This is a genomic window from Glutamicibacter sp. Je.9.36 (assembly GCF_051129975.1).
Lineage (GTDB): Bacteria > Actinomycetota > Actinomycetes > Actinomycetales > Micrococcaceae > Glutamicibacter.
Window position 1 is genome coordinate 821,089 of the sequence record NZ_JBCPSN010000001.1, and the last position, 25,868, is coordinate 846,956.

The following is a 25,868-nucleotide window of genomic DNA, read 5'->3' on the forward strand; positions in this document are numbered from 1 at the left end:
CGGGTCCAACCGCCGTTTATTTTTGTCTGCATGAGGAAGGCCTTGAAGCACAGATGAGTTTGATCCCCGGGCGCATTTCCGTGGTTATCCCCGCCTATAACCAAGAAGCATATATTTGCGATGCCTTGTCATCGCTGGTCCGGCAGAAGCTGGGACGCTGGGAGCTGGAAGTGCTCGTGGTTGATGACGCTTCCGATGACCAGACTGCTGCCCTGGTTCGCAGCTACCAAGACCAATTGCCTGGCCTGAACCTGATCTCGCTGCCTGAGAATGCCGGAGTTTCTGCCGCCCGCAATGCCGGGTTGGAACAGGTCACCGGCGAATACTTCACCTTCCTCGACCCCGACGACTGGTACTCCCCCGAGCATTTGGAAGCCCTGGCGGAATCCTTGACCGAACTGCACGTGGACTTCGTGCGTTGCGATCATGTGCGTGTCACCGGCACCAATCGCGTCATCCACCGCGCCCCGCAGGCGTTGCGCGGCATGCCGCTGAACCCGGCCGATGACATTGAACCTATCGATTCGCCGTCCATGGTGGACTACGCCTTCGTGTGGGCGGGCATGTACCGCACCGACCTGATGCGCGCCCGCGAACTGATGTACTTCGACGCGCAGTTGCACAGCGCCGAAGACCGCCTCTGGCTATGGAAGCTGCATCTGAACACCGAGCGCTATTCCGTCGTTTCCTCCCCCGGGGTGTTCTACCGCCGCGGACTGCCCGGCTCGCTGACCCAGGTCTTCGACCACCGTCAGCTCGGCTTCATTCCGGCCTACTCGCAGATCCTCACCGAGGTGCGCTTGCACCCGGACGCGGATCGGCACCTGCCCAAGGCGATGCGGCAGTTCTTCGCCATCGTGTGCCACCACGAGAAGCGCGCGAAGAACTACCCGCCGGAAGTCCGCTTGGAGATGAAGCAGAAACTGCGCCAGGTATTCACCACTATTGATGCGCCGATGGCCCGCCAGGTTGCCCTCGAGATGGACGTTGCCCGTCGCCGCCATATTCTCTCCTTCCTCCAGCCAGGTCAGATCGGGGCCGCCAAGTGATCGCACTGATTGAAGCCAGCAGCTATTTCCAGCTTGCTTCTCTGGCCGCGATGGCCGATGCAGGACTGCTCCCCGAAGCAGATGAACGAATTCTCGTCTTGGCTAACGGCTCGCAGGTTCCGGAACTGACTACTGCGTTGGATGAAGTCCCGGGCTTCGAGAAGCTTGCCGCCCGCTTTGACCGCGTGGTGGATTTCGCTGCGCTGACCTCCCCGCGTCGCCCGGCGCAGTTCAACCCGCGTGAGGACGAGCTGCATATTTTCGAACGCCTCCTGCGCAGCGCCTGGGATCTGGGCAATGAACCCTTGACCTTGGTTCTGGAATCCATCCAGGTCAATCCGGCGCGTGCGCTGGCGCGTATTTTCTTTGATGCCCAGCTGTGGATCCACTCCGACGGCTTGATGTCCTATGGCCCAACCCGCAATCGATTGCCGATGCCGCTGCGCCAGCGCGTCATGGGCACCATCCATGTGGACTTGGTTCCAGGACTGCAGCCTCACCTGCTCGCAGAGCTCGAGCCGCGGCGCGAGGTCTTGGCCACCGGCGGCCTGGCTGCAATCTTCGGCGAACTGGCCCAGGGGGCAGAATTCGATCTGCCAACCGGCAGTGCGCTGATCCTCGGCCAGTATCTGGGTTCCTTGGGCCTGATGGATGCCGAGGAAGAATTCGAGCTGCATCTGGAGATGCTCAACGAAGTGGCCCGCCGGGAAATTTCCACCGTCCTGTTCAAGGCGCACCCATCGGCCAGCGCCACCTCAGCGGCACGCTTGTCTGCAGCCGCCAGGGACATGGGGCTGGATTTCCGGCTGGTCGGCACCGATCATCTGGCGGAAACCGTCATCGCGGCGGTACGTCCAGCCGTGGTGATCTCTTGCTTCTCCACAGGCTTGGCCACCGCCAAGTACATCCTGGATACCGAGGTCTACGCAGTGGGCACCGGCAGGTTGCTCCAGGCGCTGGCTCCTTACGAGAATTCCAACCGCATCCCGTTGTCCATCATCCATGCCTTGTTCGTCCAGGACGTGCCGGTTCCGGCGCACGGTGGCGGCAGCGACCGCCTCACCGAACTGCTGGCTGCCGTGGCCTACTGCATGCAGGCCGCGCAGCTGCCTCACCTGCGCCAGCAGGCCGAGTCCTTCTTGTCCGCGCACTACCCGGAGTTCTCGGCTCATTTCAAGCGCCGGCGCATCACCAGGCTCGAGCTGCCTCCACGCTGGGCGCACATCAGCTCGCGCCGCTCGCTGCCTTCCAAAGTCCGCGGGGCCTCGCGCCGTGTGCTGCGCAATGGTTCCAAGCAGCTGGACACGCTTTCCAAATCCCTGAGCCGACTGGCAAAATGACCCTCACCATGATGAAACTGACTCAACATGACACCCACGAGGTGCCACGCCCGCGTTTCGGCACCGCGCACGTTTGGGTGGAGTCGCCACTGCAGCTGCTTTCGGCGGTAGAAACGCATGCAGCGGGGCTGCTGGGCACGGACATCCGGATCATCCCCCGTCAGGGAATGCCCCTGGAAGCCACGACGCAGGCAATGCTGAATCATGCCCCTGCAGGGGTTCATTTTGAACCGGCCGCGCGTAAGCCTCCGCAGCCCAAGGGCGCTGCCGATCGGTATGTCACCGGCGACGCCTACTCGGGCAAGATCCAGCGCACGCTGCTGGCAGGCGTACGGGCCAAGGAAATCGTGATCATCGATGACGGCATGGCAACGCTGGCCCTGATCAAGCAGCTCATTTCCGATGAGCCCACCCCGTTGGTGCGCGCCCGGACCAGGAATTCCGCAGCACGCGTGGCCATGGGATTGGCGACCTGGCATCGCTTGCGCCAGCTGGCCCGTGAAGATCGCCTGCTGATCGTTTCAGCGCTGTATGTCGACCCGGCATCCCGTCAGAAGATGGCTGATCTGGGGATCAAATTCGCGCAGCACAAGTTTGAATGGCTCGCTACCCAGCCGGTAGCCGAGCAGTTCACCGAACCTACCTTGCTGATCGGTTCGGCGATGGTGGCTGATGAGCTGATTTTCGAGCAGCCGTATCTGCGCTGGATTGAGCAGATCGCTTCCGAAGGCCCGGTTGCGTACTTCCCGCATCGCCGTGAAACTCCCGAATTGCTGGAGAAGATCTCGAGGATTGATCAGGTGGTGCTCAAGGAGCACACCGTTCCCATTGAAATGCGTTTGCGTGTCCTGCGACCAGGCCAGGAGATCCGCGCCTTGCCTTCCACGGTGATTCCATCCCTGCGCCTGCTGCTGGGTCCTGATGCCCGCTGCCTCTATCCACAAGCCGTGATTGACAGCTGGTGGACCCCTGGTACCCCATCCGAGTTGCGCGAGCACCTATCCAGTTCATTGAAGGTGTGAATCAGCCGATGAAGCCATCAATACTTGCCATCGCCGACTCGGATTCCTATCTGAAGCTGGCAACGAGCTTCCTGAACCGCCTAGGTCCCGCATGGGATCGCAAGGTGTATTTGGCGCGGACCCCGGTGATGCCGACCGCTGACCAGATCGCAGCCGCCTTTGAAGGCACGGATCTGGATCCGGATATCCTGCAGGTGATTTCCGTATCCCAATTAGAAGCCGACACCGTAGATGAAGACATTGTTTTCGCCTCGGCCACCGGGCCGGTAGTTGCCGAGATCTACTCTCGCATGCTTCGCACCGAGCCGACTGATGGCCGGTGCACCGCACTGATTTCCGCCCTGCCCGGCGTGGCATTCCCCGCCACGCAAAAGGGGTGGAACTATCGTCGAGCCGGCGATGCGTTCATTTGCCATTCGCATGCCGAAGCCCGTGATTTCTCATTCATGATCGAAGGCCAGGTAGGGCACCAGCCGACCATCATGGTCAGCAAGCTCCCGTTCTTGCACTCGGCAGGATTCCCGCCAGCGCAAAAGCAGGTGGTCGAACGCTTGGTGTTCGCGCCGCAAGCGAAGGTACCTGCCCAAGAGAGCGAACGCGAGTCGATCCTGCTGGCTCTCGAGCAGGCCAGCAAGATGAATCCCGAACTTGAGGTGATCGTCAAGCTCCGGGCCAAGGCCGGTGAGCCCCAAACGCATCTCGAGGCGTTCCCGTACGATTCGCTGTTCGAGAAGTTGCAGTCCGAACGGCGGATCGGGACCGAGTCGCGCCTTCGCTTCGATACCGGATCGATGAGTGAAGCATTGGCCGATGGCAGCGCCTTGGTGACAGTGTCTTCGACTGCTGCCTTGGAATCCATTGATCGCGGCTTGCCAACGCTGGTCCTTTCCGACTTCGGCGTCAGCGCGCAGATGATCAACACGGTCTTTGTTGCCTCCGGCGTCATCGGCACCTTGGATGACGTCGCCGGCTTGAGCTTCGGTGAACCTACCAAAGCCTGGTTGCGGGAAAACTACTTCCACAGGGTGGACCACAGTTTCGTTCAGTCCCTCGAGATTCTCGCGCAGCGAGCTCGTGCTGGAAAGCTGCACACTGATCCGGAAATGCTGGCGCATATTCGCCGCCAGCCTTTGCGCCACCGCCTCAGAACCACGTTGCCTGCACCGCTAGTCAGGGTTTTGGTGAAGTTGCGGCACCACTTCGGGCCAGCACGCAGAAATGGCGCCAACTCGTGGTCATGATCAACTGAGAATTAGCTCATGAAGTCACTCCAAGGCCCGAATTCATCGTCACTGTCAGTAGTATCCAGCTCTTAGGTGCTTTACCTGCTATTGGTGCAGCTGCGCTGAGACAGTGCAGTAATCACCTCGGTTTCGCTAGCCCAGAGAGGCCACCCCGATAGTTATTCGGTGATACCGGGCACGATTGGGAATGTTTGCACTCCATTAAGACTTAAGATCATTATGGGTCAATTTGCGCAATGCGCTTTTGCGCGCCCTATTGCCCAAAGGTTTTATACATTTCAATAAGGAGTTCATGTGTCGGCGAACCCGATTCGCGTTGCCATCGTAGGCGTAGGCAACTGCGCCACTTCCCTTATCCAAGGTGTTGAGTACTACCGAAACGCCGATGCTGATTCCACGGTTCCAGGTCTCATGCATGTGCAGTTCGGCCAGTACCACGTGGGCGACGTTCAGTTCGTTGCCGCCTTCGATGTCGACGCCAAGAAGGTCGGGCTCGACCTCTCGGAAGCCATCTTGGCCAGCGAGAACAACACCATCAAGATTGCCGACGTTCCAACCACCGGAGTGACCGTTCAGCGCGGCCACACCTTGGATGGCCTGGGCAAGTACTACCGCGAGACCATCGAAGAGTCTGCGGCCGAGCCAGTTGACATCGTCCAGTCCCTGAAGGACAACGAAGTCGATGTCCTGGTTTGCTACCTGCCAGTTGGTTCCGAGCAGGCCGCGAAGTTCTATGCGCAGTGCGCCATCGACGCAGGCGTTGCATTCGTCAATGCCCTGCCAGTATTCATCGCCGGCACCCCAGAGTGGGCGCAGAAGTTCACTGACGCCGGTGTGCCAATCGTTGGCGACGACATCAAGAGCCAGATCGGCGCAACCATCACCCACCGCGTGATGGCCAAGTTGTTCGAAGACCGCGGCGTTGTCCTGGACCGCACCTACCAGCTGAACGTTGGCGGCAACATGGACTTCAAGAACATGCTCGAGCGCGATCGCCTGGAATCCAAGAAGATCTCCAAGACCCAAGCAGTCACCTCGAACACCTCCGCCGCCCTGGGCGAAGACGACGTGCACATCGGCCCAAGCGACTACGTTGCATGGCTTGATGACCGCAAGTGGGCTTTCGTCCGCCTCGAGGGCCGCAACTTCGGCGATGCTCCGGTCAACCTGGAATACAAGCTGGAAGTTTGGGACTCTCCAAATTCGGCTGGCGTGATCATCGATGCCGTACGCGCCGCGAAGATCGCCCTGGACCGCGGCATCGGCGGTCCGATCCTGTCGGCTTCGAGCTACTTCATGAAGTCGCCACCAGAGCAGTACGACGATGAGACCGCACGCAACAAGGTGGAAGCCTTCATTCGCGGCGACATCGAGCGCTAGCCCTCCGCGTTAGCGGAAAGGCAATGGCCAGGACCGTTCGGTCCTGGCCATTGCTGTATTCGAAAGTGCTCTGGATGCGGAGAAGCCCGCCGGCTAGCAGGCCGGCGGGCCTCTTGGCGATGCCTTGCGAGTTCATCATGGGTACCTCGGATTCTTGTTAGCTGGCAACGGTAATGGCGTTGCCGGCCTTAGCGAATTCGAAGGTACATTTCTGGTGGCACGTGGTTCTTCAGCTCACGCTGACGCATGCGGCGGTTGAACTCGGTGCTATCAAGGTTGGTGAACTTGCGCTTGTCTTGACGCTTTTTCATTTGCTGTCCCTCCCTTCAGTCAAAGTAGAAGGGGAGGGAAGATCTTGGCGCGTGGTTGAAATGGCGCGAGCTTTCAGGCTTTCTGGTCCTGCGAAGATTAATTCCGAGGTGCGAACTGCCCGTTGAGCGGATGAGGAGAACAGTGGACTAGGCATGAAAAAAGTTCCTAAGGGTGAGAGTCGATTACTGACCTGCAACCTCAGGAACTTATGCGGGATTTACCGTGAGTTAGGAATCCGCTTGTCCGGAGGTTGGGGAAATGAGCTTGCACAGACGAGACATGGGGAAGCTGCCAATAAATCGCGCTCCGCGATGAGTCTCTGTGTACCAATTGGTATTAATCATTTCGCCACCTCCTAAAATCTGCTCTCGGCCGGCCATGGATGCCATGGGGCCTCTTTGAAAAGTTTTCTCGATCCGCAAGTCTCATTGAGACTTCCCAATCACAGTATTCAGCATACATGGATTAACCCCGATGCGCTACAAATTTGCGCAGAAACTTTAAGCACTTTCCCGGGGACGGCAAAAGCACCCGAATCCATGCGGATTTCAGGTGCTTTTCCCTTGGTGCTCAGGTCAGAGGTTACCCCTCGGTAGCCGATTCCTGGGCTTCAGGCTGTTCTTTCCACCAGGCACGCAAGCGCTCAGTGGCGATTTCCGCGCCCAGCGGACCTTCGTCCAAACGCAGTTCCAAGAGGAACTTGTATGCGCGGCCAACGACCTTGCTCGGCTTGATTCCCAACAGGTGCATGATCTGCTCGCCGTCGAGATCCGGGCGGATTGACTGGAGCTCTTCTTGCTCGGCAATCTGCGCGATGCGCGCCTCGAGGTCGTCGTAGGCAAAAGCCAGGCGGTCGGCCTTCTTGCGATTGCGGGTGGTGACATCCGAACGGGTCAGGCGGTGCAGATGCTCGAGCAGGTCTCCAGCATCGGTGACGTAACGGCGCACCGCCGAGTCGGTCCAGCCGGCCTCGCCGTAGCCATAGAAGCGCATGTGCAACTCGACCAGTCGGGCTACGGACTTGGTGGTGTCCTTGTCGAAACGCAGGGCGCGCATGCGCGCCTTGACGAGCTTCGAACCCACCATGTCATGGTGGCGGAAGGATACTGCTCCGCTTGGTTCAAATTTGCGGGTCGCCGGCTTTCCGATGTCGTGCATCAGCGCCGCGAAGCGCAACACGAAGTTCGGGCCGGGAACAGGTCCCTCTTCATCGGTTTCCAACGCCATGGCTTGTTCCAGCACGGTCAGCGAATGCTGGTAGACATCCTTGTGCCGGTGGTGCTCGTCAATTTCCAGACGAAGTGCCGAGACTTCGGGCAGCACCTTATCGGCCAGGCCAGTTTCCACCAGAAGGTCGATTCCCGCGCGCGGGTCTGCACCGTTGATCAGCTTGACCAGTTCATCGCGAACCCGCTCGGAGGAAATGATGTCGATCCGATCGGTCATTCCGCTCATGGCTTCGCGCACCTCTGGACTGACTTCGATCTTCAGCTGCGAAGCAAAACGGGCAGCGCGCATCATGCGCAGCGGATCGTCGGAGAAGGAGATATCAGGTGCACCAGGGGTGCGGATGGACCCGTCTTCCAGCGAGCTTACGCCGTGGAAAGGATCCACCAGCTCGAGCTGCGGCAAGCGCAGAGCCATGGAGTTCATGGTGAAGTCCCGACGGAAGAGATCGTCGTGCAGGTTATCACCGAAAGCAACGATCGGCTTGCGCGACTCCTTGTCATAGGCATCGGCGCGGTAGGTCGTGACCTCTAGCGTGTGTTCGCTCTTCTTGAAGGCAATCGTTCCAAACTCGCGTCCCACATCCCAGACGTTATCGGCCCAGCCGGAAATCACCTTGATGGTTTCTTCCGGGCGAGCGCTGGTGGTGAAATCGAGGTCCGGGGATACGCGTCCCAAGTACAGATCCCGAACCGGCCCACCTACCAGCGACAATTCATGGCCCGCCCGAACAAAACGGTCGGCCAAGTCGAAAATAACCGAGGGCAGGATTTGACGCAGTGCGTCAGGCGAGGGAAGTGCATGCATAGTTACTTAAGCGTGCCAGAAATCCCGGAAGAATGCTTGAAGTTCCGACGGATTTGCCTGCGAGATAACTTACTTGTCCACGTCGATCAGGCGGCGAACGGAACTTTCTCGATAGAGTGGTTCCATGAACCGACCGATCCCGTCTGCCCCAAAGCGCACCCCATTGACTGCGTCAATGGCTCGCGCGCAGGCAACTGGCGGTCACACGAGCCTGCCGACCGTGGAAGAAGTCTCTTCCGGCGGCATCGTGATCGACTTCAACGACCCCACCTTCCCAGTGGCCATCATTGCCCGGTACAACCGTGGCGGACGGCTGGAATGGTGCCTGCCCAAGGGCCACCCGGAGGGCGTGGAAACCAATGAGGAAGCGGCTATCCGCGAAATCGAGGAAGAGACCGGCATTGCCGGACGCATCCTCGCCCCGCTGGGTTCGGTCGACTACTGGTTCACCGTGACGAATTACCGTGTGCACAAGACCGTGCACCATTTCCTGCTGGAAGCTACCGGCGGGCATCTGACGATCGAGAATGATCCCGATCATGAAGCCGTCGATGTTGCCTGGGTCCCCATCGGTTCCCTGGGCAAGCGCCTGTCCTTCCCTAATGAGCGCCGGATCGCTGATCTGGCACGCGAGGTCCTTACAAAGCATGTCTCAGGTTCCTAATCCATCTGCGGGCTCCGATCAGCTACACACCGGAGCCATGGACGTAGTCGCCGGACCTCCCCCGCAGCAGGCAGCTCAGCCTGCTGGCTCGCGCTCCAAGATCTATGCCCTGATGGCCTCCGGCACGATGGTCTCCCGCTTGCTGGGCTTCGTGCGCACGGCCTTGCTGGCGATGGCTATTGGTTCGGTCACCTCGGTGGCGGACATCTTTGAAAAAGCCAATATCATCCCGACTATCATCTACATGCTGCTGGCCGGCGGCATTTTCAACGTCGTGCTGATCCCGCAGCTGATCAAGGCCTCCAAGGCGAAGGACCGCGGCGCCGCGTACACGTCGAAATTGGTGACGCTGACCGTCGTGGGCATGGGTATCCTGACTCTGATCCTCACGCTCTGCGCCAGGCCATTGATCACAGTGCTCACCAATAACTGGACCGAGCCGATGATCGCGTTGGGAACGGCCTTTGCCTACTGGTCGCTGCCGCAGATCTTCTTCTATGGGCTCTACGCCGTGCTGGGCCAGGTGCTGAACGCCAACGGCCGCTTTGCCGCATTCATGTGGGCTCCTGCGGTCAACAACATCATCCAGCTGATCGTCATTGGCGCTTTCATCCTGACCTTCGGTGCCTACTCTTCGGGCGACCCGATGCAGGATTGGAGCGGCGTCAAGACCATGTGGCTGGCAGGCGGTGCCACCTTGGGTATCGTATTGCAGTCGGTGGCGCTGTTCTGGCCATTGAAGAAGACCGGGCTGAAACTGGCACTGGACTTCCAATGGCGCGGCATGGGACTGCGCCACGTGGGCAAGCTGGCGATCTGGACCCTGGCGGCCATGGTGATCGGCAATCTCTCCTCGCTGGTGTACTCCAAGATCGTGTCCGGAGCTACCGCGGCTCGAGCGCAGCTGCCTCCCGAACAGGCCGCCTCGGTAGCCGGCGAGTACGCCTTGAACACCTCGCAGTTGATCACCGTGCTGCCGCACTCCCTGTTCGCGCTGACCGTCGCCACGGTGCTGTTCAACGACTTCGCCCGGGCTTTCACCGAGAACCGCCGCAAGGATGTTGGCAAGCTGCTCAATCAGGGCATGCGCTCCACCGCAATCCCTATCGTGTTCTGCACGCTGGTCTTCATCGTGCTGGCCGGACCGCTAGGCAGGCTCTTTGCCGGCAACTCCGAGAATGCTGCGCAGGCCGCGGGCGCTCTCGGGCAGCTGCTGGTGCTCACCGCGCTTGGGCTGCCGTTCAAGTCCTTGCAGTTCTTCATGCTGCGTGTCTTCTACGCAGAGGAAGATACCCGCACCCCGATGCTGATCCAGTCGGCCACCGCCGGGCTCGGATTGATCTTGGCGTTCGCCGCTGCAGCCGTGGTCGATCCGCTGCATATCGCCGCCGCCATTGCCTTCATCTACGGCTTGACCAACGTGCTGACCTGCGTCGGCACCCACTATCTGATCAAGCGCCGCTACGGCAACTACGGTGTTTCCTCGGTCATCGACACCTACATTCGAGTCGGTTGGATGGCTACGCTCTCCTCCATCATTGGATGCATAGCGCTCTGGCTGCTGGGTGGATTCAATTTCGGATTCGCCTACGACTCCGTATTCAGCGCCCTGGTTTCGGTGGCTATTGTCGCGCTGGTGATGGGCATCGTCTTCATTGGCTTGCTGTACAAAACCAAGGTCCCGGAGCTCCAGTCGTTCCTGGGTCCGATCCTTCGCAGAATCCCGGGACTCAATCGCTGATGGTCCGCTGAAACTTGCTAGTGATTCTGGGCAAATAGGCACCAAATAGCTTGATCTGACCGGTAACATGGCAGGTGGTGGTCCGTGGACCGCCACCGAACCAAAATCAACCCCTTGGAGATGCACGTGTCGCAGCCAATCGATGTCGGCTCTGTCCTCAGCGGTCGCTACCAAGTAACCGAGAGTGTCCTTTCATCAGCTGAAGGAGACTTGGTACTCGGTGGCGTAGACCAGGTACTGAACCGCTCGGTCAGCATCATGGTGGCTTCCGTGGAGAATTCATCGCAGTTGGCAACGAGCGCACGCGAAATCGCCATGGGCGAGCGCGCTTCGAACGTTCAGGTGCTGGATCTGGGCATCACCGATGCCAACCAGACCTACCTCGTCGCCAACACCGCGCGTTCCTCGGACCTGCTGGACCTGGTTTTGGAAACCGACGACGCTCCATATGTTGAGCCGTTCTTCACCGACACCCTGGGCACCGAGATCTTCGGCGAGTCCCGCCAGGCCGTCCCAGAGACCTATGAGGACGACAACGAGTACTACGACCAGCTGCAGTACGAAGACGAACCAGAGCAGCAGGGCAAGATCGGTTCCGCCTTGGCTGGTGGCTTCGCAGGACTGAAGAACCGGTTCGGCAAGAAGAACCAGGAACAGCCTGAAGAAGAACAGTTCGACCAGACTGCGCCTAATGAGCAGGTTCCCGCCACCATGGCTACCCCGGTTGCGCCAGCTGAAAAGCCAGCGGCCGAAGACAAGCCGAAGGTCTCCCGCCTGGAAGACGAAGACGAGCCTAATGTCACCGCAACTGCGGCCCTGGCTGCCGCTGCGCAGTCCAAGGGCAAGACGCCGGCCAAGCCGACCCAGAAGCCTGCCGAGGAAGACGAGAAGCCGGCAAAGAAGAAGGCTGCAGCAGCTGGAGCCGTAGCCGGCGCAGGCGCCGCTGCGGGTGTCGCCGCTGCCGCTGCCCCGAAAGCCTCGACCTTCCCCGCAGCTGCCAAGAATGCTCCTGCCCAGGACCCCCAGGTCGGCGAAGAGGAAGAGGAAGAAGGCGGTTCCAAGGGAACTCGCCTGCTGGTTGGCGCCGTCTTGCTCATCGTGCTGATTGTTGCAGTCGTGTTCGCTTTCAACTTCCTTGGTGGGGACAAGAACACCACCGCCGATGGCGAGCAGCCAACTGCCGTGGAGTCCCCGGAAAAGCCATCCGAGACGGAGAAGGAAAAGGACTCAACCGAGGACGCCTTGCCTGCTCCGAAGATCGACGACGTATCCCGCCTGGTTCCCGGCAATCAGCAGCTGAACTCCGAAACCGATGGCAAGCTGGGCCAGATGATCGACGGCAACGCCTCGAGCACCTACTCAACGTACTCGTACACCACCGCTGATTTCGGCGGCTTCGCTTCCAACATGGTCTTCATCCTGGAACTGGACGAGAAGTCCAAGATCTCCGAGGTCAATCTCGAGGGCCTGAACGGCACCGGCGGCAACTACGAAATCCTCATCGGCGAATCCGAAGACCTGGGCGATGCCAAGTCGGTAGCCAAGGGTTCATTCTCCGGTCCTTCGGTATCGGTAACTGCCAAGGACGACGACAAGGACTACATGGAAGGAACCCACGTGTTCCTGGACATCACCGACCTGCCTCGCAAGGCATCTGGCGGCAATGATTCACGTCCATTCGGTCTCCAGATCGGTGAATTCTCCGCCAAGTAATAGAAGCGGAATTTTTTACGAAAGCAATGCGTTGAGGTGGATAGTGAGGTTAGACCTTGCTATCCACCTCGCATTATTAGAACGAAAGGGTTCTACCCCCGTGACTTCAGCACAGAACGACGAAATCCGCGACGTCATCATTGTCGGCTCCGGTCCGGCCGGTTACACCGCCGCGGTTTACACCGCCCGTGCGAATCTGAACCCACTAGTCATCGCCGGCTCAGTCACTGCCGGCGGCGAACTGATGAACACCACCGACGTGGAGAACTTCCCAGGCTTCCCCGAGGGCATCATGGGCCCAGACCTGATGGACAACATGCAGAAGCAAGCCGAACGCTTCGGCGCCGAGATCCTCTTCGACGACGTCACCGAAATGAACCTCGAAGGCGAAATCAAGACGCTGTCCCTGGCTGACGGCACCATCTACCGTGCTCGTGCTGTCATCGTCTCCACCGGCTCCGCCTACCGCGAGCTGGGCCTGCAGGACGAAAAGCGCCTCTCTGGCCATGGCGTCTCCTGGTGCGCCACTTGCGACGGGTTCTTCTTCCGCGACCAGACCATCGCCGTGATCGGCGGTGGCGACTCCGCCATGGAAGAAGCACTGTTCCTGACCAAGTTCGCCTCCAAGGTCATCGTCGTGCACCGCCGCAACGAGCTGCGCGCTTCGAAGATCATGGCCGACCGCGCCCTGGCCCACGAGAAGATCGAGTTCATCTGGGACTCCGAAGTCATCGGCATCAACGGTGCCGATAAGGTCGACGGCTTGGTCGTGAAGAACCGCACCAGCGGCGAAGAATCCACCGTGGATGTCACCGGTATCTTCGTGGCCATCGGCAACGACCCACGCGTGGATCTGGTCAAGGACCAGCTGCAGCTGACTTCCGAGGGCACCATCGCCGTTGAAGGCCGCACATCCAAGACCTCGCTGCCAGGTGTCTTCGCCGCCGGCGACGTCATCGATTCCACCTACCGCCAGGCCATTACCGCGGCCGGCTCGGGCTGCGCCGCGGCCCAGGACGTGGAGCACTACCTGGCCAACGTTTCCGAAACCCTCGCTACCGCCTAATAGTTTTCTCAGAAAGGGGTTGTCTCTCATGAGCAACGCAAAAGCAGTAACTGAAGCAACCTTCCAGGCCGATGTCCTGGATGCCGACAAGCCAGTGATCGTCGATTTCTGGGCTGAATGGTGCGGCCCTTGCCGCCAGCTCGGTCCAATCCTGGATCAGATCGCAGAAGAGCACGCTGCGAAGGTCGACGTCGTGAAGGTCAACGTCGATGAGAACCAGGCAATTGCCGCGAAGTACGGCATCACCAGCATCCCAGCCGTATACGTCTTCAAGGGCGGCGAGCATGTCGCTACTTCCATCGGCGCCAAGCCGAAGGCTGTCATCGAAAAGGACTTCGCAGAATACCTGTAAGCCAAGAACATGATTGAAGTGGGGATCAACCGCAAGGTTGGTCCCCACTTCTTATTTAACCGTGGCACCGCGAGAAGTTCACTTGCTTTCGTTTTCTGGCCGTTTCCGAGCCTTACCCCAGCTCAGGTTGAGCCGGTTCTTCATCTGAAGGCCCTTTTGACATGCTGTTGCGAATATCCAAGGGAAAATACTTGTTTTCATTATTCTGACTCTGTTCTATGACGCTTTGCACCGTTCTTTGGCACCCGTCAGCCAAGATGCGCATTTCATGCTCAGCAATGGACCCGGCAAGTTCGGGTTCGCATTTGAGCGTTTCTCTGGCCACCTAGACAGGTTCCCGAATTCTGAATCTTGATGTCCTATGCAAAATTCAGCGATCCGCAATCTCCGTAGTTCCAGCCCTTCAACTTCGGCCCACAATTCCAGACTGCACTGTGAAGGGCCACGGAAACGCATCCGGATACGCCGCACATGCTAGCTGATTGGATGTGCTTTCTGAGAAACAGCCAAAACCAATTCCTCATGGGACTATCCGCTTCCGCTCTAAACTGCGTCAGATTCTGTCCAGGGATAATCCAGGCCATGCCGACTGCTGCATCCCCGTGTCGCCGCGATACTCAGTTTCATGCGCTTCTTTAGCTGCAACAGCATCTCTTGGTCTTGATTATTGGTGAGGGTTCAACCCGCAGTGAGAACTGCCAGGGCTAACGGAGTTCCAGGGAATTAGCGGAGCACTCCCCTTCCGCGTATCCACTGCTTGCTCACCGAGCCTTCTGTTTCGCCGTCAGTCGTCAGAATCCATGATGCTATCTCTTCCAAAGTCCGAACAGTTCAGCAAAGAGTTCCTGAGGATGTTCTCTGGCTAAACTGGCACGCAGTGAGCAGAACAGAATCTTTCAGCTTGTGAGTTGTTGTCGTAAGCCAGTTGCTGCGGACCAAACCATGTTTCTTGCCAATACGTCATCACCCACTGCGCAACTGGCCCATGGGCCGCGGCGGGGTAATGATGAGGTGCGACCTGTCGAAGATTGAATGAATCTGAGGTCGATTGCCGTGGAACGAACGAGCCTCATCATCGCTGAATAGCTGTTCATACCCATCGGGGCGAAGCTTGCCGGTAGAACCTGCATCAGGGACAAAGGACTTAGACTCATGCTCGTTGCCCTACTGTCGACTCGCGAAGAGAAGGCCTGAATCTCCAATCTGCTAGTGATCGGAGGGGTTTCGCTCTGATCAGGTCATTGCGATTCTGCACTAGGTCCTAGTGCAATAAACTAACTCTGAACAGCGCGCTACCCATCTTTCGGGAAGTCAGTTTCCCCGAGGGCCAGTACTAACCCCACATACAAGATCTTTCATTCACACGCTTCCCTCCTTCAGGTTCTCTTGCCTTTCTATTAATGGAGGTCTTCGCCCAGTTCTCTAACCCTGAGAAATTTAGGTTGATCACTACTACGGGCTTCGGTACCTGGGGCTTCACACTCCACGGCATCATGCCTACCTATTGCGCGGCTGGTGCATGGACAGCTTGGTCCGAATTCCCGCGCTAGTTACCTTGGGGCTTTTTCTAGTGACTAGTTCCTTCGAACCGGGACAAAAGCAGGAGCGGGTTAGCCGGGTTTGCGGAGACTCTAGTGAACCTATTTCACCGCTAATCCCCCTACTCTCTTGGATTGAAGGTTGTGATCCTTCTGGATTTCCCTTCGCTCACCTTGCCCATGAGCGGGATCTGGAGCGCTGCCGGACCGATCATGCCCGGCAGGGCTCCCGAAGACCCATACATCCGCCTAGGACACGCTTCTGTGGCCTCATAAGTCACTCCTAAGGCTTTCTGGCCATCTGTTGCCTCGACTCCTCCCCCTAGGGCCTTGGCGTCATTTCCTCCTGTCAGCTGCTGGCGTTGAAGTGGTTGGACGATCGTATCCAGGCTTCACCTTCCGCGCGTATGTGACCAAGGGTGAAGTTATCCCTCGGCATCTCGCGACGCTCTTACTTTCCTGCACGCCGTGCGTGCTCGCCGGGTTTTTGGCATTGAAACGAACTTCCTCATAGCCACGACGCACGCCGCAGACCGAACACTGTCCTCTCACGTAGTCAACAGCCAGACAGGCCTTCTCCGGCGCTCGTACAGGCCTACGCATGTATTCAGCAAGCTTCTTATGCATCGTCTCAGGAAAGACTGTCAGCCTGCGGGTAGTGGGCATAGCATCATTAGCTATTCATTTCGGGGGCGGGGTGCCCTGGTCGTGCGTGGCTGCTCCATTCTGTGCAGCGCCAAACCTGCAGGTGCTTTCAGATCGTTCTGGTTGTTTCACGTGAAACACCAATCGCATCGTTGAATTCAGGACGATCAAAGGGCGGTCTAGTTAATGTTTCACGTGAAACACGCTTCGCGTCGTAGACTCCAGCAGGATCGAAGGGCGGTCTGGATTATGTTTCACGTGAAACGTTGCTTCAAGGCAGCTGCTTTCAGTGTCCATGTTGCGGTTCCGCCCCAACCAGTCGCAGTCGCCGATACACGAAATTCGAGAGGCGGTGACACGATTTCATGACAGCTCGAACTCGGATTTCTAGAGATCTGGATGTGGGTTCGGCAAGGGCGCGCACCAATGTTATTCTCACACCTGCGTCAGGAATCTGAATGGAGTCATTGATTCTCATCAGCGTGCCCTGACTCAGGGTGCGCGTAATGGCTTCGGGATAGGCTAGTACCACTCCCCCATCGCACGGCATGGGGCATTAGACATAAGAAGTTCCTGTCATGCCCACAACGCCAACTGAAGATCACCTTCCTATCGTCAAACCGAATCGGCCCCGTACCGTCCAATGCTCCCTACGCCTGCTCGGCATTGGTCAGCAAGCCCGGACGGATCTTCGCCCGATATGGATCGCCAGACGAAGACGGCGTCTCCTCAGAGTGAACCAAGCAATCAGTATTCGCCGAGGCAACAACATCGCCACCATTTACCTCACTCCAGCGGACAAACGGCGGATTGGACCTGGTTAGCACCGAACTCTGTTAGTAGCGATCAGCTGCATCAACGGCCGCAGCACCGAATGGAATGTAATCCACCTTGACGATGATCAACAGTTTGTACTGCATAAGGCGCAGCAACTCATGGTTCGATTTCCCTCCGTGATGCGCCGCCACCAACCTTTACGCGCAGCCAGAGCTGTTCATCGAGAGCGTTGGATACCACTGCTGGCAGGCTTTGACACCCAGCGCAATACGCAAGTTAGTATTCACCGCCCACGGCGGTCCGCTACAGGTCACAACCACTGTTGTAGGGATGATCGCCGTCCTAGCCGGGCAGACTTCACGAGGCCATCCCTCACCATGTGCTGGATCAACATGCTACTTGCACGTCCGACAGATTGATGGCATTTTCATGGCTTTCGCCAACTGCTCAATCGTTTCTTCCGAAGAACGCATTACGAGCCATCATGAAAGTCGTGGGTGTCCAGGCAAGGGATTCTATTGCCGGCCGATACCTGGCGTGAAGCGACCACGCTGTCGTGGTCGTGGCCAAAGAACGGTTGTGCGTCGAATCTTGCTCAACGCACAACATAGTAATCTGCACATGTACCGGATCGGTCATCATCTGGTGCTTGTGAATATTCGGTGGTTTGAGAGCCCAATAGCTTCCCTCAGAGCCACCTGCCGGATCATCAGTCCAGCAGGCAGTCCTGAACGAGGATTCCATCGAATCAACGCCCCGTGGCTAATGCTCCGACCGGGAGTACACCTCACACATGTTGACCCAACCGGTCTCGACCCAAATCGTATCGTGCACGACATGATCCATGATCGCGTCGGCCAACGCACCAGCGTCCAGCCGGGCACGCCAATCCGATTGCTTGTACTGCGTACAGAAAATGGTGGATGCAGCGTCATACCGCCGCCCTATGAGCTCGACGATGAATCTCAGCAACCCGCCGGCTGGAGGATCCAAAAGCCACTCATCCATCAGCAAGACGCAACCACCGGCGCGCGCGGACAGAATACTGGGTGGCTCTGATGGATAATAACGCTGTTTCGCGTGGGTGGCTCAGAACCGCAATATTGGCGGCTCTCGAAAAGTCCCGTATTCAGCTTGGCCAGCACCGCGGAGGATCAGCCACCACCGGCATGCCGCAGACCCTCTATCAATGGTCAGCGTGAAATCAACAAGCCGGCCAATGTCTGATGGATGCACCAATTAATTATTGCGGCCCAGACTCATGCTATAGATCCTTCTCCATCGTGCCCGATGGCTGAGCCCGGTGCTGATGGCATCGAAGGCGAGATGATCATTGTGCCTCGAACCTACGGCGACCGGTCGATGCTCCGGACCTGGATCGAGCTGAACGCGTGTATATCGGCTTTCGGTAGGCACCCGTCGAGCTGTTTGCTGAGATTCTGAAGGAAAGAGGATTCAAGCAACTGGTTGCATGCGGTTTGCTCTTTGAACTCAGGATCTCTCGGTGGAGCCAGAATGGTCATGCTAGCCGGCGGCTCGGCAAGCACTGAACTGGCTTACGTGTCTTTCCTTTTGCTTCCGAATCGCAGATTCACGGTCCCAGATTCTGCTCTTGAGGACCGCGGCATCATCGTCGTTCAAGCGCCACATCCCAACGCTCAGATCCGGGCATTGCCAACTGGGAATTTTCAGCGCTTTTGAACACCCTCAAATGCGACAGCCTTATCATCAGCTCCGGCAGCATCAGAGCCTGGTCGGATCCGACAACTTTCCGTGGCTTGGGAAACCACAGATCCACCTGCGTGTCTTGCCCTGGTTCGTGGACCAACCGGTCCACAGAGCCCACGCTCGTGTATTCCGGACATATCAGTGAGACCCGGTTCTTCAACGAGGAGAGGGAGTTCGTTCATTCGATTCGTTCGGCGATGACCGTCGCCGGCATGCGCGGATACTCGCAGACCAGCCTGCGGATTTCTGGTTCGTAAGCGTCAGCGATGGAACCACGCTTCGTCTGCAGGTCATTTGCCGACTCGGTGACTGCCAATGCTGAGCATACGGTGTTGCGTGCGATGCCAAGTCGCCCCTAGTTCGCCTTGATTGGCATGCCTTCTGCTCGATGCAGTCGACGGATCTCTGCGTACTGTTCCACAGTAATCCTTCCCTCAGAATGTCTGTTGAATGGATCAGGTGGGGTGAATATTCAAAAGTCGTTCAATGGTTAGCATCCAGTTAGCGTTGGCACCCCTCCGAACTTGCCCCGGTCGGTCCTGCCATAAGTCCATAGCGGCCTTCCTTGGCTCTCCACGGCCTGCGTGCGAGCGTTCCTCTCCCCTACCCGACTCCCGGCTCTCATGGCGCCGCTATACGCCCACCTTGCTGCTCAGAGCGTCATCACGGTATACCTGACTATCTGATCTTGCCGTTCCAGAGCATGCTGTATCCAGTCCTTGCTCAGCGCCGTTGCATATCTGCACTAATCAAGACCGATGAGGGGTACCTTTGGAATCGCCGGATACGGCTTCTCGGGCCAACGTTTCCGTAGTTGGACTCAGTTGCGGACAATATTCTGGCCCCTTGCACATCAGCCCTTGAGCAATCTACGCGTGGCTGACACATGCCACTGCGCATTAGATGGAGTAGGGACAGTCAGGTATAGACCACGAAAACCATCAGTGTCTCTACTGACGCACCTCTTATTCTCCTTCGCGCTGGAAGGTAGCCGGAATACTGTGCACCGATGCGGCATCTCCCGTCCCGGATGTCGTACCAAGCAGAATACTGGCTGTCCAAATCCGTGTCCGCTGGAGTAGTTCCCGCAGTCAGGCAGGTCGAATCATGAGTTCTATCCTCTTCCCGTTCTCCGGAGAATTCACTAAGTGGAGCCATTTCGATGACCCTAAGCTTGAACGGCTCGCTGATCCTCGGGAGTAGGCATCGGAGAATGGTTACGTAGCGTGGTGCAGGCCTCGGCTCAGTCTCTACATTTCTGGACAGCGTCGTGGCTACTTCGTGCTCATGCCATCGGCGTGTACGTTCCCTCTTTGATAAGCCAACGGCGGATGCCAACAATCAGTTTTATGCTTGCTGTGGTTCATGATCCATTTGATGCGAAAGCTATGCGGGCACACCCAAGTATCCGTTTATGGACAGCAACGGTTTCCTACTCACCAACGATTCATCTCCATATGCCGCCCTCATATTTGGTTGGCAATAACCTCGTATAGAGTATTTGTTTCACGTGAAACACGTGCTCTAGATACAAGAAAGGCGCATGTTTCACGTGAAACATGCGCCAGTCCATGAAATTACGAGTTCATAGTCGGATCAATAACCTGCATGATGCGGTTCAGATCATCCACCGAAGCGAACTCGATGCTGACTTTGCCCTTGCGGCTACCAAGCTGAATCTTGACGTTAGTGTCCAAGCGGTCCGCGAGCGACGTTGCCAGGAAGTCCAGGCGTTCATTGCGCTGGGTCTCTCGCGCCTTCTTTGCTGGCTTTCGTGGCTTATCGTCACTCAGTGCCACTGCTTCTTCGGTCGCGCGCACGGACAAGCCCTCATTGATGATTCGCTGAGCCAGCTGCTCGATGACTTCGTTGTTCGACAGTCCTAGCAACGCGCGCGCATGACCGGCAGAAAGAACGCCAGCCGCAACACGACGCTGAACGAGTGGAGGTAGTTTCATCAAGCGGATCGTATTGGAAATCTGCGAGCGGGATCGTCCGATTCGTTCTGAAAGCACTTCCTGGGTGCAATTGAACTCTTCTAGAAGCTGCTGATAAGCAGCGGCCTCTTCCAGTGGATTCAGTTGTGAGCGATGCAGGTTCTCGAGCAAGGCGTCGCGCAACAGATCCGTGTCATGCGTGTCGCGGATAATGGCCGGGATAGTCGCTAGGCCAGCCGCCTGTGTCGCGCGCCAACGGCGTTCACCCATGACCAGCTCATACGGAGCGTCATCCTTCTCGCGGGAAGGGCGGACCACGATTGGTTGAAGCAATCCAATTTCGCGGATCGAATGGATGAGTTCATCCATGTGCGCCTGATCGAAGTTGGTACGCGGCTGCTTGCGATTTGGGTGAATCAGCTGGACGTCGAGTTCAGCGAACTGTGCGCCAGGAACTTCGACAAGATCGGGAGATTCTGATTTTACAGGTTGCGGCTCGGTCTTCTTAGGTGCTGGTTTCTCAGCTGATGCGTCTTCCTGAGGTGCAGAAGTATTCTTTCCCCCAAGAGTTGTATTCAAGCCAGGCATAGTTGCGCGAGCGCGCTTTGCCGGCTTGGCGGGAGTGGTTGGCACCTTAGGTGCCGAGGACTTGCGTCCCGGTTCGAAGAACATGTCGACAGGACGTGTAGCGCGCGACTTCGACGCTTCCGCGGCCGATTCTACAGGAGCCGTTTCACGTGAAACATTCTGGTTTTCCTCAGGAGCCGCCGTCGCCGGTGAGCTGGAAATAAGGGCACCCAGTCCCCTGCCCAATCCCCGCTTCTTATCTGCCATGTTCTTCGCACGCCCTTTCATCCGAAATTTCAGCCCGAGACTAGTCTACTGTTTTTTGGCTTTGAACCGGGGATGCGCACAGTGCGTCAGCCGTGGCTCTCACCGTACGAATCTCGCATCCGCATCAGATAGATCTGGAAAAACAAACGAAAATCTAAGGGGATGATCTTTTCCAGCGTGAAACGTATTTATAAGGTCTTACGCGCCTCGTTCAGCCATCTCTACGGCTGCTTCGGAGTACGACAATGCACCAGTCGAATTTGGATCATAAGTAATGACGGTCTGCTGGTAGCTCGGCGCTTCAGAGATTCGTACCGAACGAGGGATGACGGCCTTGAGCACCTGCTCTGGGAAGTGCTCACGGACTTCGTTGGCGACCTGCGCGGCCAAATTCGTGCGACCGTCGTACATGGTCAGCAGTATCGTAGAAACCGTCAGCTTGGAGTTCAAATGCTTCTGGATCATTTCAATGTTCTTCAGTAGCTGGCTCAGGCCCTCGAGCGCATAGTACTCGCACTGGATTGGGATGAGAACTTCACGAGCGGCAACGAAGGCGTTAACGGTCAACAGGCCTAGGCTTGGTGGGCAGTCGATGAAGACGTAGTCCAAGCGAGGCAGCCCCTTGCGCTGGCGGGTACGCGCGTAGTCATCCAGGGCGCGCTGCAGGCGCTGCTCGCGGGCTACTAATGAAACCAACTCGATTTCAGCGCCTGCCAGGTGAATGGTTGCAGGAGCGACCTGCAGGGTTGGCAAGTCTGGGCATGTGGCTACTACGTCAGCCAATGGAAGATCATTGATTAACACGTCATAAATGCTGTCTACTTCAGCGTGGTGTTCAATGCCCAGCGCGGTAGAAGCGTTGCCCTGCGGGTCGATATCAATGACCAGGACGTTTAGCCCGCCCTTGGCCAGGGCGGCGGCAAGGTTGACGGTGGTCGTCGTCTTGCCTACGCCACCCTTCTGGTTGGAAATCGTGAAATAGCGGGTCTTCTCAGGCATTGGCACCTTGCGGGCCTCCAAAGCTTCGCGACGACGATGTTCACTAGCTATCTGAGTAGCCAAAGGCGAGGACGAGTCGTTGAAATCAAACGCGCTATCCGATGAATCCTTAGTCTTAGACAAAGGTAAAACTCCTCCTCGTGAATTGATGCACCTAATGCTCATGGCGTGCACCGATAATGTTTCACGTGAAACATTCAAAACAAGTCATGCAGATTGCGAAATGGCTTCATCCTCGAAACCTATGAGGATGAAAGCCATTTCGCTTCTATAACTATTTAACAGACTATCGCGTCAACCTTAGCCAACCTTGATGCGAACCACCGTGGTTGGCTCTGCAAGGATGCTTTCGCCCACAGTAAGCACTTCGGTTTCCCTGCCGCCAAGCTTGCGGATCGCCTTGGTAGCCTTAGCGATCTCTTCGACAGCGGAGCGGCCCTTGATGGCGATGAGCTCGCCCTGTCCGTGTAGCAATGGAATAGTCAGTCCAGCCAGGTTGGTCAGAGCAGATACGGCGCGGGCAGTGACATAGCGTGCGTTGACGACGTCGACCATCTGCTCTGCACGGCCACGCATCACGGTGACGTTGTCCAGACCCAGATCATCGATAACCTCGGAGAGCCAGATGCAGCGGCGCTCCAGAGGCTCAATAAGCGTCAATTTGAGGTCCGCGCGGGCAATTGCCAAGCAGAGCCCTGGAAGGCCAGCACCGGAGCCTACGTCGGCTACCTCGGCGTCCTTCTCCATGACCTCTTCGATCACGGCGCAGTTGAGCACGTGACGGGACCACAGACGGGGTACTTCCCGTGGGCCAAGAAGCCCGCGCTCAATGCCCGAGGTCGCCAGATGCTCCACATAGCGCTTGGCAAGATCCAGGCGGTCACCGAAGATCTTCTCGGCAGCCAGGGTCTCTTCTGCAGTAAGGCTGAGGTCCTCAGTCATGGTCGTTGGTCCTTAGGTCGATCAGCACGCTCTCGCGTGATGGTTCTTAGCTGTCCAGTACCGAAATAACGATATGGCGTCGGGTCGATTCGCCCTCGGATTCCGAGTGCAGTCCTGCATCGGCGATCACGTCGTGCACGAGCTTGCGCTCGTAGGCGCTCATTGGATCCAAGTGGGTCTTCTCGCCGGTTTCGCGTACCGACGCAATAGCATCTTCAGCGATCTTGCGGAGCAGTTCTGCGCGCTCTGCGCGGTAGCCGGCAATATCCAGAATCAAGCGCGAACGTTCACCGGTAGCAGTGAGCACTGCCAGCCGGGTGAGTTCCTGGAGGGCATCGAGGACTTCTCCATCCTTGCCTACGAGGCTCTCCAACGAGGTGTCTGCGTCCTCGGCAAGGATCGAGATGTAGGTGCGGCCACCGCGGATCTCGATGTCGATATCGCCGTCCAGATCTGCAATGTCCAGAAGCTCTTCGAGGTAGTCGGCGGCGACGTCGCCCTCGTCCAGAACTTCCTGGTCGTCTTCGATCTGGTTTTCCAGTTCTGGTGCGTCGATGTTCTCAGTTGCAGTCATGGCTACTTCTTCTTTCGACGGTTCTTGCGCTGTGGCTGTTCACGCTGGCCCTTGGCCTGCTGCTCTGCCGCGGCGGCGGCAGCGGCGTCAGCGTCTTCCTTCTTCACGCCTACTGGAGGCAGGCCCTTGGCGGCGCGGCGAGCGTTAAGTTCGCGCTCTGCTTCCGAACCAGGGGTCGGGTTGTTGCGGATAACCCAGAACTGCTGGCCCAGGGTCCACAGGTTCGAAGCGGTCCAGTAAATCAGCACACCGATTGGGAAGTTGATACCACCGATACCGAAGACCAGGGGCAGGATGTACAGCATCATCTTCTGCTGCTGCATGAACGGGCCCTCGAGGGCCTCCTTGCTCATGTTCTTGGTCATCAGCTGTCGCTGGGTGAAGAACTGCGATGCGGTCATTGCAAGGATCATGACCACCGCAACGATGATCACTGCCCAGTTGATGGCACCGGAGTTGATGGTGCCCAAGAAGGTCTCGGACAGCGGAGCGCCCAGGATCGAGGAATTATCGAAGCTGCGGATGTGCTCAGCGGACAGAGCGCCGATCGAACGTCCATCATCGCTGGCGCGGGAGGCTTCGTTCAGAACGCGGAACAGCGCGAAGAAGAACGGCATCTGCACGAGCAGGGGCAAGCAGGAAGACAGCGGGTTGGTCTTATGCTTCTTGAACAGCGCCTGCTGCTCCTGAACCATAGCTTGGCGCGACATCTGGTCGGTCTTGCCCTTGTACTTGGCCTGCAGCTTGCGCAGATCAGGCTGCAGTGCCTGCATCGCGCGCTGGGACTTGATCTGCTTGACGAACACTGGGATCAGCAAAGTACGGATCAGCAGCACGAGGAAGATGATCGACAAGGTCCAGGTAACACCCGAATCCCCGTTCATTCCAATCGCGGTGAACAGTTCGTGGAATGCCCACAGAACCCACGAGACTACGTACGTAAACGGAGTCAGTATCGTGTCTAGGAAGTTGTTCATCAGTGGTCGAGCTCCTTGCGGCCGCTTTCCGCGGCGTCTTCATCGTCGGGAATCACAGGATGATTCAGAACTATGATCCTCGGCAGTTTGCCTTCTGGCCAAATCCTCGGTCCCTCAGGAACGTGGTCGACGCCTCCGTGGGACCACGGATTGCATCGGAGAATCCGCCAAGTGGTCAATCCGGCGCCTTTGACAACGCCGTGCTGAGTCACTGCTTCGAGCCCATAGGCAGAACAGCTAGGAAAGTATCGGCATACATCGCCATATAGTGGCGAGATGAGTTTTCGGTAAGTCTTGAGCAGCCCGATAACGATGTTGCGTGGAATATCGATGATGAACCACAGCAAACCGGTACGCGGAGCTAAGTCCTTACGCATCAGCGCGCCTCAATCTTGCGCAAAACAGCGGAGAAGGCTGAATTGACCTGGGAGTTGAGTTCTTCCCAAGAGAGTTCGGCGGCGCCAGGAAGTGCACGGAAGACAAAATCGACGTCGCCGTCCACGCGCCGCAGCTCGTGGGCGATTTCCCGCATTCGTCGTTTGGTGAGGTTCCTTTTAACGGCAATACCTACAGCCTTGGAAACAATGAATCCAAACCTGTCACCAAGGAACTCTTCGGTTTCTCGGTGCCGTGCATATAGCACGACGTTCCGGCGTCCGCTTCGGACGCCGGAACGTACAGTGGCTGTAAGGTCTTGCGCTAGGCGCAGTCGCTGATTCTTAGGCAACATCGGCTTCGGGTTGCTCTTTAGCTGAGCTCGTTGAAGTCATGCTGCCAAGAGCTGTTTCGCAAATTTATGCGGACAGCTCGGTGCGACCCTTGCCGCGACGTGCCGAAAGGATGGCACGACCTGCACGGGTACGCATACGAAGGCGGAAGCCATGCTTCTTCGAACGACGACGGTTGTTAGGCTGAAAAGTCCGCTTGCTCACGGTGACACTCCAAAACGTTTTAGATGATGCGTACTACCCGTTACTAGCTAGCTGGATAACAACAGGAT

The 25,868-nt window shown here is 57.6% G+C and carries 23 protein-coding genes; 10 read left to right on the forward strand and 13 right to left on the reverse strand.

Annotation, left to right across the window (positions count from 1 at the left end; genetic code table 11):
- Positions 1 to 53 precede the first annotated feature (53 nt).
- The 5 genes from AAZQ98_RS03825 (at position 54) to AAZQ98_RS03845 (ending at position 6,035) form a co-directional block, all read left to right on the forward strand.
- Entirely contained in the window at positions 54 to 1,049 is a 996-nt protein-coding gene (locus tag AAZQ98_RS03825) for a glycosyltransferase family 2 protein (protein ID WP_105656603.1), read from the forward strand.
- On the forward strand, positions 1,046 to 2,389 hold the full coding sequence (locus AAZQ98_RS03830) for a polysialyltransferase family glycosyltransferase (protein WP_434689967.1): 1,344 nt from the start codon (positions 1,046 to 1,048) through the stop codon (positions 2,387 to 2,389). Before AAZQ98_RS03825 ends, AAZQ98_RS03830 begins: the two co-directional genes overlap by 4 nt.
- Positions 2,386 to 3,411 carry a hypothetical protein gene (locus AAZQ98_RS03835; RefSeq protein ID WP_105656605.1) on the forward strand — a complete coding sequence of 342 codons (1,026 nt, stop codon included), beginning with the start codon at positions 2,386 to 2,388 and terminating at the stop codon, positions 3,409 to 3,411. The genes AAZQ98_RS03830 and AAZQ98_RS03835 overlap by 4 nt, the downstream gene beginning before the upstream one ends.
- A gap of 8 nt (positions 3,412 to 3,419) precedes the next feature.
- On the forward strand, positions 3,420 to 4,652 hold the full coding sequence (locus tag AAZQ98_RS03840) for a DUF6716 putative glycosyltransferase (RefSeq protein ID WP_434689970.1): 1,233 nt from the start codon (positions 3,420 to 3,422) through the stop codon (positions 4,650 to 4,652).
- A gap of 297 nt (positions 4,653 to 4,949) precedes the next feature.
- Positions 4,950 to 6,035 (forward strand): inositol-3-phosphate synthase, encoded by a 1,086-nt coding sequence (locus AAZQ98_RS03845; protein WP_105656607.1) that lies wholly within the window; start codon positions 4,950 to 4,952, stop codon positions 6,033 to 6,035.
- Between the two features lie 188 nt (positions 6,036 to 6,223).
- Here AAZQ98_RS03845 and AAZQ98_RS03850 read toward each other — a convergent pair whose 3' ends face one another.
- Both AAZQ98_RS03850 and AAZQ98_RS03855 read right to left on the reverse strand, forming a co-directional pair.
- Complete coding sequence (locus AAZQ98_RS03850) at positions 6,224 to 6,346, reverse strand: hypothetical protein (protein ID WP_255209577.1); 123 nt, start codon at positions 6,344 to 6,346, stop codon at positions 6,224 to 6,226.
- Positions 6,347 to 6,929: 583 nt separating this feature from the next.
- Positions 6,930 to 8,381 carry a CCA tRNA nucleotidyltransferase gene (locus AAZQ98_RS03855; protein WP_434689973.1) on the reverse strand — a complete coding sequence of 484 codons (1,452 nt, stop codon included), beginning with the start codon at positions 8,379 to 8,381 and terminating at the stop codon, positions 6,930 to 6,932.
- A 124-nt stretch (positions 8,382 to 8,505) separates the two neighbouring features.
- On the opposite strand from AAZQ98_RS03855, the gene AAZQ98_RS03860 reads away from it, so the two are divergent.
- From AAZQ98_RS03860 to trxA, 5 genes are all read left to right on the forward strand, one after another.
- Positions 8,506 to 9,045: an NUDIX domain-containing protein gene (locus AAZQ98_RS03860; protein WP_105656609.1), complete on the forward strand. Its 540-nt coding sequence runs from the start codon at positions 8,506 to 8,508 to the stop codon at positions 9,043 to 9,045.
- 37 nt (positions 9,046 to 9,082) lie between these two features.
- Complete coding sequence (gene murJ, locus AAZQ98_RS03865; RefSeq protein WP_434689974.1) at positions 9,083 to 10,786, forward strand: murein biosynthesis integral membrane protein MurJ; 1,704 nt, start codon at positions 9,083 to 9,085, stop codon at positions 10,784 to 10,786.
- Positions 10,787 to 10,912: 126 nt separating this feature from the next.
- On the forward strand, positions 10,913 to 12,499 hold the full coding sequence (locus AAZQ98_RS03870) for a hypothetical protein (RefSeq protein WP_434689975.1): 1,587 nt from the start codon (positions 10,913 to 10,915) through the stop codon (positions 12,497 to 12,499).
- 100 nt (positions 12,500 to 12,599) lie between these two features.
- Positions 12,600 to 13,565: a thioredoxin-disulfide reductase gene (gene trxB / locus AAZQ98_RS03875; protein WP_400289714.1), complete on the forward strand. Its 966-nt coding sequence runs from the start codon at positions 12,600 to 12,602 to the stop codon at positions 13,563 to 13,565.
- 28 nt (positions 13,566 to 13,593) lie between these two features.
- Positions 13,594 to 13,917 (forward strand): thioredoxin, encoded by a 324-nt coding sequence (trxA, locus tag AAZQ98_RS03880; RefSeq protein ID WP_105656613.1) that lies wholly within the window; start codon positions 13,594 to 13,596, stop codon positions 13,915 to 13,917.
- A gap of 112 nt (positions 13,918 to 14,029) precedes the next feature.
- Here trxA and AAZQ98_RS03885 read toward each other — a convergent pair whose 3' ends face one another.
- The 11 genes from AAZQ98_RS03885 to rpmH form a co-directional block, all read right to left on the reverse strand.
- Entirely contained in the window at positions 14,030 to 14,242 is a 213-nt protein-coding gene (locus AAZQ98_RS03885; protein ID WP_434689979.1) for a hypothetical protein, read from the reverse strand.
- Positions 14,243 to 17,639: 3,397 nt separating this feature from the next.
- On the reverse strand, positions 17,640 to 17,885 hold the full coding sequence (locus AAZQ98_RS03890; RefSeq protein WP_434689982.1) for an ATP-binding protein: 246 nt from the start codon (positions 17,883 to 17,885) through the stop codon (positions 17,640 to 17,642).
- 898 nt (positions 17,886 to 18,783) lie between these two features.
- Positions 18,784 to 18,921 (reverse strand): hypothetical protein, encoded by a 138-nt coding sequence (locus AAZQ98_RS03895; protein ID WP_434689985.1) that lies wholly within the window; start codon positions 18,919 to 18,921, stop codon positions 18,784 to 18,786.
- A gap of 1,261 nt (positions 18,922 to 20,182) precedes the next feature.
- Entirely contained in the window at positions 20,183 to 21,376 is a 1,194-nt protein-coding gene (locus AAZQ98_RS03900) for a ParB/RepB/Spo0J family partition protein (protein ID WP_434689987.1), read from the reverse strand.
- A gap of 198 nt (positions 21,377 to 21,574) precedes the next feature.
- Positions 21,575 to 22,498, reverse strand: a complete 924-nt coding sequence (locus AAZQ98_RS03905) for a ParA family protein (RefSeq protein WP_105658699.1) — start codon at positions 22,496 to 22,498, stop codon at positions 21,575 to 21,577.
- 177 nt (positions 22,499 to 22,675) lie between these two features.
- Positions 22,676 to 23,317: a 16S rRNA (guanine(527)-N(7))-methyltransferase RsmG gene (rsmG, locus tag AAZQ98_RS03910; protein WP_105662203.1), complete on the reverse strand. Its 642-nt coding sequence runs from the start codon at positions 23,315 to 23,317 to the stop codon at positions 22,676 to 22,678.
- A 46-nt stretch (positions 23,318 to 23,363) separates the two neighbouring features.
- Positions 23,364 to 23,891 (reverse strand): protein jag, encoded by a 528-nt coding sequence (locus AAZQ98_RS03915; RefSeq protein WP_359189244.1) that lies wholly within the window; start codon positions 23,889 to 23,891, stop codon positions 23,364 to 23,366.
- A 2-nt stretch (positions 23,892 to 23,893) separates the two neighbouring features.
- Positions 23,894 to 24,868: a membrane protein insertase YidC gene (yidC, locus tag AAZQ98_RS03920; protein WP_105658696.1), complete on the reverse strand. Its 975-nt coding sequence runs from the start codon at positions 24,866 to 24,868 to the stop codon at positions 23,894 to 23,896.
- Positions 24,868 to 25,245, reverse strand: a complete 378-nt coding sequence (gene yidD, locus AAZQ98_RS03925; protein WP_105662201.1) for a membrane protein insertion efficiency factor YidD — start codon at positions 25,243 to 25,245, stop codon at positions 24,868 to 24,870. The genes yidC and yidD overlap by 1 nt, the downstream gene beginning before the upstream one ends.
- Positions 25,245 to 25,598, reverse strand: coding sequence for a ribonuclease P protein component (gene rnpA / locus AAZQ98_RS03930; RefSeq protein WP_105658694.1), 354 nt, complete (start codon positions 25,596 to 25,598; stop codon positions 25,245 to 25,247). Before rnpA ends, yidD begins: the two co-directional genes overlap by 1 nt.
- A 64-nt stretch (positions 25,599 to 25,662) precedes the next feature.
- Complete coding sequence (gene rpmH, locus AAZQ98_RS03935; RefSeq protein ID WP_075972541.1) at positions 25,663 to 25,800, reverse strand: 50S ribosomal protein L34; 138 nt, start codon at positions 25,798 to 25,800, stop codon at positions 25,663 to 25,665.
- Between the last annotated feature and the right edge of the window lie 68 nt (positions 25,801 to 25,868).

Coding starts and splice junctions, on each gene's coding strand:
- AAZQ98_RS03855 (WP_434689973.1), bottom strand. CDS start 8,381: ATGCATGCACTTCCCTCGCCTGACGCACTGCGTCAAATCCTGCCCTCG.
- AAZQ98_RS03840 (WP_434689970.1), top strand. CDS start 3,420: ATGAAGCCATCAATACTTGCCATCGCCGACTCGGATTCCTATCTGAAG.
- AAZQ98_RS03890 (WP_434689982.1), bottom strand. CDS start 17,885: ATGGATGAGTGGCTTTTGGATCCTCCAGCCGGCGGGTTGCTGAGATTC.
- yidC (WP_105658696.1), bottom strand. CDS start 24,868: ATGAACAACTTCCTAGACACGATACTGACTCCGTTTACGTACGTAGTC.
- AAZQ98_RS03850 (WP_255209577.1), bottom strand. CDS start 6,346: ATGAAAAAGCGTCAAGACAAGCGCAAGTTCACCAACCTTGATAGCACC.
- trxA (WP_105656613.1), top strand. CDS start 13,594: ATGAGCAACGCAAAAGCAGTAACTGAAGCAACCTTCCAGGCCGATGTC.
- rnpA (WP_105658694.1), bottom strand. CDS start 25,598: ATGTTGCCTAAGAATCAGCGACTGCGCCTAGCGCAAGACCTTACAGCC.
- AAZQ98_RS03835 (WP_105656605.1), top strand. CDS start 2,386: ATGACCCTCACCATGATGAAACTGACTCAACATGACACCCACGAGGTG.
- AAZQ98_RS03860 (WP_105656609.1), top strand. CDS start 8,506: ATGAACCGACCGATCCCGTCTGCCCCAAAGCGCACCCCATTGACTGCG.
- murJ (WP_434689974.1), top strand. CDS start 9,083: ATGGACGTAGTCGCCGGACCTCCCCCGCAGCAGGCAGCTCAGCCTGCT.
- yidD (WP_105662201.1), bottom strand. CDS start 25,245: ATGCGTAAGGACTTAGCTCCGCGTACCGGTTTGCTGTGGTTCATCATC.
- AAZQ98_RS03900 (WP_434689987.1), bottom strand. CDS start 21,376: ATGGCAGATAAGAAGCGGGGATTGGGCAGGGGACTGGGTGCCCTTATT.
- AAZQ98_RS03825 (WP_105656603.1), top strand. CDS start 54: ATGAGTTTGATCCCCGGGCGCATTTCCGTGGTTATCCCCGCCTATAAC.
- rsmG (WP_105662203.1), bottom strand. CDS start 23,317: ATGACTGAGGACCTCAGCCTTACTGCAGAAGAGACCCTGGCTGCCGAG.
- AAZQ98_RS03915 (WP_359189244.1), bottom strand. CDS start 23,891: ATGACTGCAACTGAGAACATCGACGCACCAGAACTGGAAAACCAGATC.